This window comes from Streptomyces sp. NRRL B-3229 (genome assembly GCF_000719505.1).
GTDB classification, from domain to species: domain Bacteria; phylum Actinomycetota; class Actinomycetes; order Streptomycetales; family Streptomycetaceae; genus Streptomyces; species Streptomyces griseorubiginosus.
The window spans coordinates 413,247-426,620 of the sequence record NZ_JOGP01000003.1 but is presented as its reverse complement, the minus strand read 5'-3'; the positions used below and the strand labels follow the sequence as shown (position 1 = coordinate 426,620).

Sequence of the window (13,374 nt, the reverse complement as noted above, 5' to 3'; positions counted from 1 at the left end):
GTGTTGGGGGGCGGGGGGATGGGGGTTCTGGTGCCGGGATGCGGGGAGTCCGGGAGCTCTGGGTTCTGGCGCTGGGTGGGGCGGTGGGGTTCGGGCCGGGGTGCTGATGTACGGCGGGCTGGTGGACCGACGGAGTGGCGAGGCTGCGGCTCGGGCGCCGGCCGGGGCTTGGGGAGGGACGGGGTAGCGGCTCAGGGGCGGTGAGGGGCGCGGCGCGGGGCGGTGAGGGGCGCGGCGCGGTGAGGGGCGCGGGGCGGTGAGGGGCGCGGGGCGGTGAGGGGCGCGGGGCAGGGATCGACGCGAACGCAGCCGACGCAGCGGCGCAGGGCAGCCCCTCTAGAGGCGAAGAAGGGCGCAGCGCAACGAACGACTGCACAGCTGCGGCTCTCGGATAACCGGGGCGGCCCCGAATCGACGGGGAACGCAGCCGACGCAGCGGCGAGACAACCACTCAAAGTCGGTGCGGCTCAGGCGTAACGGGCGGCCGGGCCCCTCTCGCGGAGCGGCCGGCCCGGCCGCGGCTGACGGGTCGGCGGGACCGTCGGAGAAACGGGGCCGCGCCCCATCAGGCGCTGGAACTGCGGCCCTCGGCGAGGCCGCAGTTCATCGGACCTGGCCGCTCAGAAGCCCTCGGGGTTCGCCTTCAGCCAGTCCTTCGCTGCCCGGAGCAGGTCCGGGTCCGCGGCGGGGGCCTCGCCGGGGTGGCGTTCGGCCCACTTGACGACGTACGGGCACAGCGGGGCCACGGGTACACCCTCGCGGGCCGCGATGGCGTAGAGCTCGTGGGCCAGGGAGCCTGCGATGCCCTGTCCCTCGTGCGCCGGTTCGACGATGGTGTGGACCGGGACCAGGGCGCGCTCGGGAGACTCGAGGACGAAGTACTGGATGTGGCCCACGACTTCGTCTCCCCCGGAACCGAACGCCTCCAGGCGCCCGGCCTGTCGGTCGTCGCGGATCTCGATGTCGCTCATGGGCACGCTCCTGGTCCGAAGGTCGTCGGGCGGGTCAGACCGACACCGCCTGCGGGCTGCGCTCCTGGTCCGACCCCGGCACCGGCTCGGACGGATCGGCCCCGAGCGCGATGATGCGGTTGTCCCGGTCCACGTGCACGACCCGGGGTTCAAGTGCCCGCGCCTCGGCGTCGGTCACCTGAGCGTAACTGATGATGATCACCAGATCTCCGGGATGCACGAGATGAGCGGCGGCACCGTTGATCCCGATGACACCGGAACCGCGCTCGCCTTCGATGACGTACGTCTCCAACCGGGCGCCGTTGGTGATGTCGACGATGTGGACGAGCTCACCGGGCAGCAGATCGGCGGCGCCGAGAAGGTCCGCGTCGATGGTCACCGATCCCACGTAGTGCAGGTCGGCCTGGGTGACGGTGGCGCGGTGGATCTTGGACTTGAACATGGTACGCAGCATTTTCAACTCCTGGAGGACGGCTCCCTGCCTGCTTTGCGCAGGTCAAGGGCGGTCCTCACCGTACACGGGCGCGCGTCGGAGTCAATGGTCGCGAGGAACATCGCTTCAGCTGATGCAGGTCGGAGGCACCGGCGCATCCGCCCTTCTCATCCGAGCCACGCGGACTCCCTGTGACGCAGCCGCGGGGAGACGTCCGGGAGACGTCCGAGCGGCCCGTGACGGTCGGTGTGCCCGGGTTGCCCGGTACGGCCGCGTGCCCCAGGTGCCGGTGCACGGAGTGGACGGCCATCGCTCCCTCGCCGGCCGCGGAGGCCACCCGCTTCACCGAGCCGCTGCGGACGTCCCCCACCGCGAAGACGCCGGGCAGGCCGGCCTCCAGGGTCATGCACGAGGGCCCGCGGCCGTGCCACACCTCGGGGTGGGCGCAGGCTTCCTGGGCCTCCGGGCCGGTGACGACGAAGCCGCGGGAGTCGAGGGCGACGGTGCCGGCGAGCCACTCGGTGTGCGGCTCGGCGCCGGTGAGGACGAAGAGGCTCCGGGCTGCGAGGCGGCGGTGCACGCCCGTGCGGTTGTCGACCACGTCGAGCTCCTCCAGGACCTCCTCGCCGATGACCTCGGTCACCTCGGTGTGCAGGCGCGCCGTCCGGGCCCGCGAGGGCGGCGCCGGTCACCGCTTGACCTCCACCCGCGGGATGGCGCTCGACCTGGTCGACCAGGCAACGGGACATGCTCGCCCCGAGGTCGCCGCCTCGGGCCAGCAGGTACACCTTCGGCGCGTACCCGGCGAGGAACAGCACCGCCCGACCCGCCGAGTTGCCGCCGCCGACGACGGCCACCGGGTCGGTGCGGCACTGCTGGGCCTCGTAGACGGTCGCCGAGTAGTGCACGCTCGTTCCCTCCAGGCTTTCGATGCCGGGCACCTGGAGCCGGCGGTAGCGGGCGCCCATGGCCAGGACGACGGCGCGGGCGGCGATCTCACCGCCGTCGGCGAACGCCACCACGCAGTGGTCCTCGTCCTTGGCGTGGAGTGCGGTCGCCTCCAGCGGAAGGCTGATCCCTGCGCCGAACTTGTCGGCCTGGAGCACGGCGCGTTCGGTGAGTTCGGCGCCGGAGATGCCGGACGGGAAGCCGAGCAGGTTCTCGATGGGCTCCGGCCTGGAGAGCGACGAGGCCATCCGGGCGGCCGCGTACTCCAAACGCGAACAGGAGCGCCGCAACCTGCTGGAGGAGAACTCCGGCGACTAGCGGACGTCCCCCGAGGTCCCGGTGACCTGTCCGTTTCCGGGGTCGTCGGGTGGGGACCCGGCCGGTGTGGTGGCGTACGGAGCGGAGCAGCGGGTGCGGGTGGCGGCCGTGCGGGCGCGCTGGCTCCGGCAGACGTTCGTGCACTGGCCCTTCCGGCCGCAGGCGGTGCAGGCGCTGCTGCCGCCGGAACTGGCCGTGGACGTGTACGAGGGGGCGGCGTGGGTGGGTCTCACACCGTTCGTCATGGCCGACGTACGCCCGGTCGGCCTGCCCGCCAAGGTGCCCGCCCTCCCCTCGTTCGCGGAGACCAACCTGCGCACCTACGTGCGGCGCGCGGACGGACGGGACGGGATCTGGTTCCTGTCCATCGACGTGGCCAGCCCGGTGATGCTGGCGGCGCGTGCCGTGGGCGCCCCGTACCACCTGGGATCCCTGCGGGTCGCCGGAGACGGGGCCGGGGACGCCGTGTCGTACGCCGGGAGGCGGGTCGAGGGTCGGGGCTCGTACCGTCTCCGGGTCCGTCCCGGCGAGCCGCTGCGGCCGACGGAGCGGGACGTGTGGCTGACCTCGCGCTGGCGGGCGTACACCCGCCGGCTGGGCCGTATCTGGGAGACACCGGTGGAACACGAACCCTGGCCGCTGGCGGACGCGGCCGTCGACGGGCTGGAGCAGACGCTGACCCGCGCGGCCGGTCTGCCCGCCCCGCTCGGCGGGCCCGTCGTGCACTTCTCCCCCGGCGTCACGCACGTCCGGCTGGGCGCTTCCCGGCCGGCGTCCGCATGAGCGGTCCGCGACACCGCGGGCGAGTGCGCTTCGACGGCTGGATCGCCGGTCTGGGCACGGCCTCCGGGGTCCGGATCGTGCTGGGGCACTGGCCGCGGTCGCCGTTCGGGCCGTTCAGCGATGTGATGGTGGAGCGGCCGGGCGGGGAACGGCTGTTGCTCGCTCCCACGCGGGAGGTGGCGGACTTCGTCGGCGGCACCTACGTCTTCGACCGGGTCCGAGTCGTCCCGGTGGACGTCCGGGTCGCCGACGGGACCTGGAGCGTCCTGGCGGGGCCGCTCGACCTGCGCTTCACCACCGGCCGCCGAGGACTCCTGGGTCTGCTGCTGTGCGCGGTGCCCGGCGTGCTCGCCCGGCAGCCCGCCTGGTGCGCGCTCGCCTCCCTGCCCGCCCGCTTCCTGCTGCCGGGCGTACGCACCAGGGGCAGCGCGGGAGGGGGGCGCCGCGAGTGGTACGGCGCCCGGGACCTGCGGCCGGTCCGGGCGGTGTCGGCGGTGTTCGAGAGCGTCGACCTGGGTGCCGTGGCACCTGTCTCGCCGCCCGTGCGCTTCGGATTCGGCTCGGTGCCGAGGCAGCCCTCCCTGACCCGCGTCACGACCACGGTGGAACCGGCGCCGGGTGAGGCCCCCCTGGAGGGGGTACCCGGCCGCCGGCGGATGAGCGAAGGCGGGTGAGCGGATCCGTCCCGGGCGGAGAGGATCACGAACATGGCGGCACCGACCTCCCAGGACGGTTCGGCTCGGCACAAGCGGCTGGTGATCTACCTCAACGACCACCTGGCCGGGGCCACGGCGGGCGTGGAACTGGCCCGCCGTACGGCCGAGGAGCACCGTGCGTCCCCCTTCGGCGAGGCCCTGGAGAACCTGCGCAAGGAGATCTCGCAGGACCGGCAGGCCCTGGTGCGTCTTCTGGCCGACCTCGACGTACCCGTGCGGCACTACAAGGTGTACGGGGCCTGGCTGGCGGAGAAGGCCGGACGGGCGAAGCCCAACGGACGCCTGGTGCGTCGCTCCGGGCTCGCGCTGCTGGTCGAACTGGAGGCGCTGCGGCTGGGAGTTCAGGGCAAGGCGGCCCTGTGGCGCGGACTGCTCGCCGCGTCGGCACAGGACGCGCGCCTGCCCGCCGACCGTCTGGAGGAGCTGCTGCGCAGGGCGGACCGGCAGATCGAGACCCTCGACTCCCTGCACGGCAGGGCCGCGCCCGCGCTGCTGGAAGGGGCGGGGGCGCCGCAGCCGTCGTAGAGGAAGCCGTCCGAACACGGGCCGACTCCGCGGCCCCGCCGGCTAGATCACGGCGGTCTCCGGCATCTCGCCGTCGTGCGGGGCGAACTGGGTGCGGTACAGCTCCGCGTAGCGGCCGTCGAGGGTCAGCAGGGTCTCGTGGGTGCCCCGTTCCACGATGTGTCCGTCCTCGACCACCAGGATCTGGTCGGCCGCCCGGACCGTGGAGAGGCGGTGGGCGATCACGATCGCCGTCCTGCCCTCCAGCGCCTCGGTGAGCGCCTCCTGCACGGCCGCCTCGGAGGTGTTGTCCAGGTGGGCGGTGGCCTCGTCGAGGATGACGACCCGCTGCCGGGCCAGGAGCAGCCGGGCGATGGTCATGCGCTGGCGTTCGCCGCCGGAGAGCCGGTAGCCGCGCTCGCCGACCACGGTGTCGAGGCCGTCGGGCAGGGATCGTACGAGGGCGTCGAGGCGGGAGCGGCGCAGGGCGTCCCACAGCTCGTCCTCGGTCGCCTCCGGGCGGGCCAGCAGCAGGTTCGCCCGGACGGTGTCGTGGAAGAGGTGGCCGTCCTGGGTGACCATGCCGAGGGTCGCCCGCAGGGAACCGGCGGTCAGGTCGCGGACGTCGACCCCGCCGATGCGGACGGCCCCCTCGTCGACGTCGTAGAGCCGCGGCAGCAGCTGGGCGACGGTCGACTTCCCGGCGCCTGACGAGCCGACGAGCGCGACGGTCTGGCCGGGTTCGGCGCGGAAGGAGATCCCGTGCAGGACCTCGGCGCCGCCGCGGGTGTCGAGGGAGGCGACCTCCTCCAGTGAGGCCAGGGAGACCTTGTCGGCGGAGGGGTAGCCGAAGCGGACGTCCTCGAACTCGACGGCGACCGGGCCCTCGGGGACCGTACGGGCGTCCGGCTTGTCCTCGATCAGGGGCTTCAGGTCCAGCACCTCGAAGACCCGCTCGAAGCTGACCAGCGCGCTCATCACCTCGACCCGGGCGCCGGCCAGCGCGGTGAGCGGGGCGTACATGCGGGTCAGCAGCAGTGCGAGGGAGACGACCGCGCCGGGTTCCAGGGTGCCGCGCAGGGCGAACCAGCCGCCGAGGCCGTAGACCAGGGCGAGGGCCAGTGCGGAGACCAGGGTCAGGGCGGTGATGAACACCGACTGGGCGGTGGCCGTGCGCACCCCGATGTCGGCCACCTGACGGGCACGGGCCGCGAACTCCACGGACTCCTGTTCGGGGCGGCCGAACAGCTTGACCAGGGTGGCGCCGGGTGCGGAGAAGCGCTCGGTCATCCGGGTGCCCATGGCCGCGTTCAGGGTGGCCGCCTCCCGCTGCATCCGGGCCATCCGGCTGCCCATGCGGCGGGCCGGGATCACGAACACGGGGAGCAGGGCGAGCGCGAGCAGGGTGATCTGCCAGGACAGGGTGAGCATCACCACAAGGGTCAGCAGCAGGGTGACCAGGTTGCTGACCACGCCGGACAGGGTGTTGCTGAAGGCGCGCTGGGCGCCGATGACGTCGTTGTTGAGTCGGGAGACGAGCGCTCCCGTACGAGTGCGTGTGAAGAACGCGACCGGCATGCGCTGCACATGATCGAACACAGCCGTGCGCAGATCGAGGATGAGCCCCTCCCCGAGCGAGGCCGACAGGCGCCGGGCGAGGATGCCCAGCGCCGCCTCGGCGACCGCGATCAGCGCGATCAGCAGGGCCAGACGTACGACCTCGCCCTCGTCGTCGCCCGACACGATCGCGTCCACGACCTTGCCGGCCAGCACGGGCGTGGCGACGGCGAGCAGCGCGGTCGCCACCCCCAGCAGGACGAAACGGGCGATACGGGTGCGGTGCGGACGGGCGAACGCGCCGATGCGGCGCAGCGTCGCGCGGGCGAACGGACGGCGCTCCTGCTCGGCGTTCATGACACTGTGAAGCTGTGTCCAGGCTGTGGTCTCCATGCTCATGGGAGAGAACCTAGGACCTCAAGCGTTGTTGAGGTCAACGCCCTGACCAGTTCCGTCCGACCGAAGGATTCGATGAGCGCACGTAAGACCCTGGCCCCGCTTCCGCAACCCGCAGTTGGCGCGGCGGGTGGAACGTCTCCCGGTGTGACCGCGGTAGAACTCCCCCCGGGACGCCCTCTCCAGCGCCTCCCCGTCCGCCGTATCCATGTTCGTGCACGCCAGATCCTGTGTCTGCTGCCGCTCCTGCTCGTCACCGTCGTGGCGGTGCGTCACCGGTCGGTGCTCGCCGAGGGTTTCGGGCATCTGCGGCACGCCGAGTGGCCGTGGCTCGTCGCCGCGGCCGGTGCCACCTGTCTGACCTGGGTGGCGGCCTCCTTCACCCGGCAGGGCGCCGTGGTGCAGCGGCTGCCCGGACGGCGGCTGCTGGCCACGCAGTTCGCGGCGGGCGCGGCCAACCACCTGCTGCCGACGGGCCTCGGCGCGAGCGCGGTCAACCTGCGCTTCATGACCGTGTGCGGAGTGCCGCTGGCGCGTTCCTCGGCGGCGCTGGCCCTGTATCTGCTCGCGGAGTCGGTCGGCCGCCTCACCCTGCTGGCCGCGCTGTTCGTCGCCTTCCCCGATGCGCTGCACCTCGGCGCGCTGCTGCCGGACGCGGCGGTCGGTCCGCTGCTGGTGGGGCTGGGCGCGGTCGTGGTGGTGGCCGTGGGCGTCCTCACCGGGGTCCGCCGGGTCCGTACGGCCGTCGGCTCCTTCCTGCGGACCGCGCTGTGCGAGGCCCGCTCGGTGCACTCCCGGCCGTCCCGGGCCCTCGCCCTGTGGGGCGGGGCGCTGGCCTTCCCCGCCCTCCAGGCCGCCGGGCTCGCAGCGGTGGGGCAGGCGCTCGGGCTGTCGGTGCCGCCGGTGCACATGGCACTCGCCTACCTCGCGGCGACCTGCGCGGTGGCGCTGGTGCCCACCCCGGGCGGGGTGGGCTCGGTGGAGGCGGCTCTGGTGGTCGCGCTGGTGGCGGCGGGCGGGCCGGCGGCCGTGGCCACGGCGGTGGTGCTCGCCTACCGGATCATCACGGTCTGGGTGCCGCTGGTGCCGGGGGCGCTGACGCTGGGTGCGTTGGTGCGGCTGAAGGTGATCTGACCGGCGGTTACGGCGAGCGGCAGAGGTTCGTCCGAAACCAGGTGCTCCGGCCCTTCGCCGAGTACGAACTCCTGCGCCGGATACGGCAGGATGAGCGGTCGCGTCGGCCACGGAACGTCCACAGGTCCGACGCGTTCGCACGTCCCGCAATTTCGAACAGGTGGCAATGTGACGGCATTCAAACGGGATCTCACCATGGACGACCTGGTCGTCGCCGGTATCGCCGTGGCGGCGGGCCTCGTGGCGGCGTTCCTGCTGCGCATGCTGCTCAAGTGGCTGGGCAAGCACGCGGACCGCACCAAGTGGGGCGGTGACGACGTGATCGTGGCGGCGCTGCGGACCGTGGTGCCCTCGGCCGCGATCGCGGGTGGTGTCGCGGTCGCGGCGGCGGCGCTGCCGCTGACGTCGGCGGTCCAGCGGACCGTCAACCAGGTCCTGACCGTGCTGCTGATCTTCGTCGTCACGGTGGCGGCGGCCCGGCTGGTCGCCGGGCTGGTTCGGACGGTCACCACGTCCCGCTCGGGGGTCGCCGGTTCGGCCACGATCTTCGTCAACATCACGCGGGTGCTGGTCCTGGCGATCGGCTTCCTGGTGGTGCTCCAGACCCTCGGCATCTCCATAGCGCCCCTGCTCACCGCGCTGGGTGTCGGCGGTCTCGCGGTGGCGCTGGCCCTTCAGGACACCCTCGCCAACCTCTTCGCGGGCATCCACATCCTCGCGTCCAAGACCGTCCAGCCCGGCGACTACATCCGGCTGAGCAGCGGGGAGGAGGGCTACGTCGAGGACATCAACTGGCGTCAGACCACGGTCCGCGCGCTCTCCAACAACCTGATCGTCGTCCCCAACGGCGAGCTCGCCAAGACGAACATGACCAACTTCATGCGTCCCGAGCAGCAGTTGACGATCCTGGTCCAGGTCGGGGTGGCCTACGACAGCGACCTGGAGCACGTGGAGCGGGTCACCTGCGAGGTCGTCACGGAGGTCATGACCCGGGTCGAGGGGGCGGTCCCGGAACACGAACCGCTGGTGCGCTTCCACACCTTCGGCGACTCCCGGATCGGCTTCACCGTGATCCTGGGTGTCGGGGAGTTCAGCGACCAGTTCCGGATCAAGCACGAGTTCATCAAGCAACTGCACCGCCGCTACCGCGAGGAGGGCATCCGGATCCCGGCCCCGACACGAACGGTGGCCATCCAGCAGGGTTCGGTGTCGATCCCGCACCAGCGCAGCGGGGAGACGGTGAACGAGCCGGACTCGGTGTCGCCGGGGCGGCTCGACTAGGTCGAGCGCTTCCGCATGTGGCCGGCGTTGGGGAGGGTCGACTGTGGCGGGCCCGGGGGCGGTTGCCGGGTGCGCCGGCTCGGGCGGGGGCGGTAACCGGGGCCGGGACGGCGGCCCGACTTCGGACGGCACCCATCCGCAGCTCACGTCACCGCCCGCCCCGCGGCCCGCCCCACAACCCGCAGCCCCGCAGCCCCAGACGGTCGGCAGTGCCGGGGCCGCGCGGCCGTCCGGGGCGGTGTCGGGGCGTGAACTTCGTTACAGCGTCGCCGAGTTGTCGTGCGGGGCGCTCGGGCGGTTCTGTGGGGTGCGGAGGGTCGTGGTGGCGGGGGTGACCGTCCAGTCCGGGTGGCCCGGCATTCTCGGGGTCTTCGTGCCGTAGAGCCAGTCCCGCAGGAAGCCGGACTGGTCGGTGCCGGAGATCTCCGAGGCGACGGCGATGTAGTCGGCGGTGGAGGCGCAGGCGTTGCGGAAGCGCGCGAGGAAGGTGGACTCGATCGCGGCGAAGACCGTCTCGCCGACCTGCTGACGCAGCGCGTACAGGACGAGCACGCCGCCGAGGTAGCGCTGGCTGTCGAAGAGGTTGGCCGCGTTCGGGGCGGCGACCGGGCCGGAGGACTTGCGCCACTGGTCGCCGCGCGCGTACGTGTCCTTCATACGGGCTTCCATCGTCGTCAGGCCGAGGGAGTCGGTCCAGCCGCGCTCGTAGCGGTACAGCAGCCCGTAGAAGTCGGCGTGACCCTCGTTGAGCCACAGGTCGGACCAGGTGGCGGGGCTGACGCTGTTGCCGAAGTAGGAGTGGACCAGCTCGTGCATCATGTGCGAGCCGATGCTCTTCTCCGCCTGGAGCAGGAAGTTCGGCTTGTACAGGGTGAGGGTCTGGGTCTCCAGGCCCGTGAAGTCGAAGGCCGTCGAGGAGTCGTTGTTGCAGGGCAGCAGGCCGTACGTCTCGAACGGGAAGGCACCGAGCCGCTGCTCGATCCAGCTCACCAGGTTCGGGGTGAGGGCGAGCGCCGGCTCCAGCGCGGCGGCCCGGGCGGCCGGGACGACGTCCCGGAGCGGGAGTCCGTGCGGCCCCTGCCGTTCCTTGATCACGTAGTCGCCGACCGTGATCTGCACCAGCTCGGTGGCGATCGGCTCCCGCGAGGCGTAGCAGTACGCGGTACGCCCGTCGCCGAGGTCCTCCGTGCTCACCAGCCGCCCGTTCGCGACCCCCTTGAGGGCGGCCGGGACGGTGACGCGGAAGGTGAAGTCCGCCTTGTCAGAGGGGTGGTCGTTGCACGGGAAGACGGTGTGCGCCGAGTTCGGCTGGGGGCAGACGGCGAAGCCGTCCGGGGTGGGCACCCAGGCGGTGTGCGCGAGCGAGCGGCGCGGGTCGGCGCCGTACACCACGACGACGGTCGTCGTCTCCCCCGCGGACAGCGTGGAGGCGGGCGTGATCCGCAGCTTCTCGCCCGCCTGCTCGAAGGCGGCCGTCTCACCGCCCACGGTCACGGTGCGCATGTCCAGGCCCCACGCGTCCAGGGAGAAGCGGCTCAAGTCCTGGGTGGCGGTGACCGTCAGCGTCGCGCTCGCCTCGACGAGCCGGGTGCCGGCGTCGTACGCGAGGTCGAGGTCGTAGGCGGAGACCCGGTAGCCGTCGTTGCCGAGGCCGGGATAGACGGAGTCCCCCAGGGTCTCCGGGCCAGGGGTGCCGGTCCCCTGGTCGGCGTCCGCCTGAGAGGCGCCGGCCTTGGCCGGGGAGTCGGCGTGCGCCGGGGAGGCCAGGGACAGGGCCGCCACCGAGCCGAGCAGGGCTGCCGGGGCCGTCACTCTGGAGCGATATCTCATGGTCCGCTTTCGTCGGGCGGCCGGCTTGGTCGGGTCCGGCCGTCGGATGAGTGTGATCAACCTGCATGACCACAAGATCGGACGCCTGAGTTGCCTCAGCGGATGCACAGGTTCTCGGACAGCGTGCCCGGACCCCTGTCGAGCCACGCCGGATCACGAGATATCTTGATGTCGAGCAATGTTGCAGACGTGGAGCGGAGCACCCGGTGACTGACTCGACCATCATCTATACGCACACTGACGAGGCCCCGGCCCTGGCGACGTATTCCTTCCTGCCGGTGGTCCAGGCGTACGCCTCGCAGGCGGGTGTCTCCGTGGAGACGCGGGACATCTCGCTGGCCGGGCGGATCATCGCCGTGTTCCCGGAGTACCTGACCGAGGACCAGCGGATCCCGGACGCCCTGCACGAGCTGGGCGAGCTGGCGAAGACGCCCGAGGCCAACATCATCAAGCTGCCGAACATCTCGGCGTCGATCCCGCAGCTCAAGGCCGCCGTCGCCGAGCTCCAGGCTCAGGGCTACGCGCTGCCGGACTACCCGGACGACCCGAAGACCGACGAGGAGCGGGACATCCAGGCCCGCTACGACAAGGTCAAGGGCTCCGCCGTGAACCCGGTCCTGCGCGAGGGCAACTCCGACCGCCGCGCCCCCGCCTCGGTCAAGAACTACGCCAAGAACCACCCGCACCGTATGGGCGCCTGGTCCTCGGACTCGAAGACCAACGTGGCGACCATGGGCGTGGACGACTTCCGCTCCACCGAGAAGTCCGTCGTGATCTCCGAGGCCGGCTCGCTGAGGATCGAGCTGGTCGGCGACGACGGCTCCACCACCGTGCTGCGCGAGTCCGTACCGGTCCTCGCGGGCGAGGTCGTCGACGCGTCCGTCCTGCACGTGGCCCCGCTGCGCGAGTTCCTCACCGCGCAGATCGCCCGCGCCAAGGCCGAGGACGTGCTGTTCTCCGTGCACCTCAAGGCCACGATGATGAAGGTCTCCGACCCGATCATCTTCGGTCACGTGGTGCGCGCGTTCTTCCCGAAGACCTTCGCGCAGTACGGCGCCACGCTCGCCGCCGCCGGTCTGACCCCGAACGACGGTCTGGGCGGCATCTACAAGGGCCTGGAGTCGCTGCCCGAGGGCGCCGAGATCAAGGCCTCCTTCGACGCCGAGCTCGCCGAGGGCCCGGCGCTCGCGATGGTCGACTCCGACAAGGGCATCACCAACCTGCACGTGCCGTCCGACGTGATCGTGGACGCCTCGATGCCGGCCATGATCCGCACCTCGGGTCACATGTGGGGCCCGGACGGCCAGGAGGCCGACACCCTCGCGGTGCTCCCGGACTCCTCGTACGCCGGTGTCTACCAGGCCGTGATCGAGGACTGCCGGGCCAACGGCGCCTACGACCCCTCGACCATGGGCTCGGTGCCGAACGTCGGCCTCATGGCACAGAAGGCCGAGGAGTACGGCTCCCACGACAAGACCTTCGAGATCGCGACCACGGGCACGGTCCGCCTCGTCGACCAGGCCGGCAACGTGCTGATCGAGCAGACGGTCTCGGCCGGCGACATCTTCCGCGCCTGCCAGACCAAGGACGCGCCGATCCGCGACTGGGTGAAGCTGGCCGTCACCCGCGCCCGCGCCACCGGCAGCCCGGCCGTGTTCTGGCTGGACGAGACCCGCGCGCACGACGCCAACCTGATCGCCAAGGTCAACACCTACCTCGCGGAGCACGACACCGAGGGCCTGGACATCCGGATCCTCAACCCGGTCGAGGCGACCAAGCTGTCGGTGGAGCGCATCCGCCGCGGCGAGGACACCATCTCGGTGACGGGCAACGTCCTGCGTGACTACCTGACCGACCTGTTCCCGATCCTGGAGCTGGGCACCAGCGCCAAGATGCTGTCGGTCGTGCCGCTGATGGCGGGCGGCGGTCTCTTCGAGACCGGCGCGGGCGGTTCCGCGCCCAAGCACGTCCAGCAGCTGGTCAAGGAGGACTACCTGCGCTGGGACTCGCTGGGCGAGTTCTTCGCTCTCGTGCCCTCGCTGGAGCAGTACGCGACGGCGGCGAACAACTCCAAGGCCAAGGTCCTCGCCGACACCCTCGACCGCGCCACGGCGACCTTCCTCAACGAGGACAAGTCCCCGACCCGTCGCGTCGGCGGCATCGACAACCGCGGCAGCCACTTCTACCTGTCCCTGTACTGGGCCCAGGAGCTGGCCGCGCAGACCGAGGACGCGGACCTCGCGAAGGCCTTCGGCCCGTTCGCCGAGACCCTCGCGGCGAACGAGCAGAAGATCGTCGAGGAGCTGAACGCCGTCCAGGGCAAGCCGGCCGACATCGGCGGCTACTACCAGCCCGACCCGGCCAAGGCCGCGAAGGTCATGCGCCCGTCCACCACATGGAACGAGACGCTGGCGTCCCTGAGCTGACGCCGGTCCCCACGGGGACGGCTCCGCCCCTCTCCGCCCCGGTCGACTTCGGTCCGGCCGGGGTGGAGGTGTGTCCG

General features: G+C 71.9%; 11 protein-coding genes and 1 pseudogene. 6 read left to right on the top strand and 6 right to left on the bottom strand.

Annotated elements, in window-relative coordinates:
- Positions 1 to 620 precede the first annotated feature (620 nt).
- The 4 genes and pseudogenes from IF54_RS0106810 to IF54_RS44150 form a co-directional block, all read right to left on the bottom strand.
- Positions 621 to 971, bottom strand: coding sequence for a GNAT family N-acetyltransferase (locus IF54_RS0106810; protein ID WP_030315568.1), 351 nt, complete (start codon positions 969 to 971; stop codon positions 621 to 623).
- Positions 972 to 1,005: 34 nt separating this feature from the next.
- The gene (gene panD, locus IF54_RS0106805) at positions 1,006 to 1,425 is read right to left on the bottom strand and encodes an aspartate 1-decarboxylase (protein WP_030315562.1); all 420 of its coding nucleotides are present in this window, start codon (positions 1,423 to 1,425) and stop codon (positions 1,006 to 1,008) included.
- Positions 1,426 to 1,480: 55 nt separating this feature from the next.
- Positions 1,481 to 2,047 carry an NAD(P)/FAD-dependent oxidoreductase gene (locus IF54_RS44155; RefSeq protein WP_420790355.1) on the bottom strand — a complete coding sequence of 189 codons (567 nt, stop codon included), beginning with the start codon at positions 2,045 to 2,047 and terminating at the stop codon, positions 1,481 to 1,483.
- Positions 2,048 to 2,204: 157 nt separating this feature from the next.
- Positions 2,205 to 2,600: pseudogene (locus IF54_RS44150) on the bottom strand (NAD(P)/FAD-dependent oxidoreductase); the annotation flags it as partial.
- Between the two features lie 136 nt (positions 2,601 to 2,736).
- Between IF54_RS44150 and IF54_RS0106795 the strand changes: the two are divergent.
- The 3 genes from IF54_RS0106795 to IF54_RS0106785 are packed head-to-tail and all read left to right on the top strand — an operon-like array spanning position 2,737 to position 4,694.
- Positions 2,737 to 3,453, top strand: a complete 717-nt coding sequence (locus tag IF54_RS0106795) for a YqjF family protein (protein ID WP_030315553.1) — start codon at positions 2,737 to 2,739, stop codon at positions 3,451 to 3,453.
- A complete protein-coding gene (locus IF54_RS0106790; RefSeq protein WP_051735349.1) occupies positions 3,450 to 4,127 on the top strand; it encodes a hypothetical protein in 678 nt (225 codons plus the stop codon). Before IF54_RS0106795 ends, IF54_RS0106790 begins: the two co-directional genes overlap by 4 nt.
- 33 nt (positions 4,128 to 4,160) lie before the next feature.
- Complete coding sequence (locus tag IF54_RS0106785) at positions 4,161 to 4,694, top strand: hypothetical protein (protein ID WP_030315550.1); 534 nt, start codon at positions 4,161 to 4,163, stop codon at positions 4,692 to 4,694.
- 42 nt (positions 4,695 to 4,736) lie between these two features.
- On the opposite strand, the gene IF54_RS0106780 is transcribed toward IF54_RS0106785, so the two are convergent.
- Positions 4,737 to 6,623: an ABC transporter ATP-binding protein gene (locus tag IF54_RS0106780; protein WP_063754924.1), complete on the bottom strand. Its 1,887-nt coding sequence runs from the start codon at positions 6,621 to 6,623 to the stop codon at positions 4,737 to 4,739.
- Positions 6,624 to 6,773: 150 nt separating this feature from the next.
- Between IF54_RS0106780 and IF54_RS0106775 the strand changes: the two genes are divergently transcribed.
- Together IF54_RS0106775 and IF54_RS0106770 are read left to right on the top strand one after the other, a co-directional pair.
- Positions 6,774 to 7,760 (top strand): lysylphosphatidylglycerol synthase transmembrane domain-containing protein, encoded by a 987-nt coding sequence (locus IF54_RS0106775; protein ID WP_030315545.1) that lies wholly within the window; start codon positions 6,774 to 6,776, stop codon positions 7,758 to 7,760.
- 195 nt (positions 7,761 to 7,955) lie between these two features.
- Positions 7,956 to 9,041 carry a mechanosensitive ion channel family protein gene (locus IF54_RS0106770; RefSeq protein WP_030315543.1) on the top strand — a complete coding sequence of 362 codons (1,086 nt, stop codon included), beginning with the start codon at positions 7,956 to 7,958 and terminating at the stop codon, positions 9,039 to 9,041.
- Positions 9,042 to 9,299: 258 nt separating this feature from the next.
- Here the strand turns inward: IF54_RS0106770 and IF54_RS0106765 are convergent, their stop codons facing one another.
- Positions 9,300 to 10,871: a M1 family metallopeptidase gene (locus tag IF54_RS0106765; RefSeq protein WP_030315542.1), complete on the bottom strand. Its 1,572-nt coding sequence runs from the start codon at positions 10,869 to 10,871 to the stop codon at positions 9,300 to 9,302.
- Between the two features lie 206 nt (positions 10,872 to 11,077).
- Here IF54_RS0106765 and IF54_RS0106760 point away from each other — a divergent pair, with 206 nt between their 5' ends.
- Positions 11,078 to 13,297, top strand: a complete 2,220-nt coding sequence (locus IF54_RS0106760) for an NADP-dependent isocitrate dehydrogenase (RefSeq protein WP_030315540.1) — start codon at positions 11,078 to 11,080, stop codon at positions 13,295 to 13,297.
- The last annotated feature ends 77 nt before the right edge of the window (positions 13,298 to 13,374 follow it).

What these genes read in the sequence shown, in the direction of transcription:
- panD (WP_030315562.1), bottom strand. Translation starts at nt 1,425, where the DNA reads ATGCTGCGTACCATGTTCAAGTCCAAGATCCACCGCGCCACCGTCACC.
- IF54_RS0106790 (WP_051735349.1), top strand. Translation starts at nt 3,450, where the DNA reads ATGAGCGGTCCGCGACACCGCGGGCGAGTGCGCTTCGACGGCTGGATC.
- IF54_RS0106810 (WP_030315568.1), bottom strand. Translation starts at nt 971, where the DNA reads ATGAGCGACATCGAGATCCGCGACGACCGACAGGCCGGGCGCCTGGAG.
- IF54_RS0106770 (WP_030315543.1), top strand. Translation starts at nt 7,956, where the DNA reads ATGGACGACCTGGTCGTCGCCGGTATCGCCGTGGCGGCGGGCCTCGTG.
- IF54_RS0106765 (WP_030315542.1), bottom strand. Translation starts at nt 10,871, where the DNA reads ATGAGATATCGCTCCAGAGTGACGGCCCCGGCAGCCCTGCTCGGCTCG.
- IF54_RS0106780 (WP_063754924.1), bottom strand. Translation starts at nt 6,623, where the DNA reads ATGGAGACCACAGCCTGGACACAGCTTCACAGTGTCATGAACGCCGAG.
- IF54_RS0106785 (WP_030315550.1), top strand. Translation starts at nt 4,161, where the DNA reads ATGGCGGCACCGACCTCCCAGGACGGTTCGGCTCGGCACAAGCGGCTG.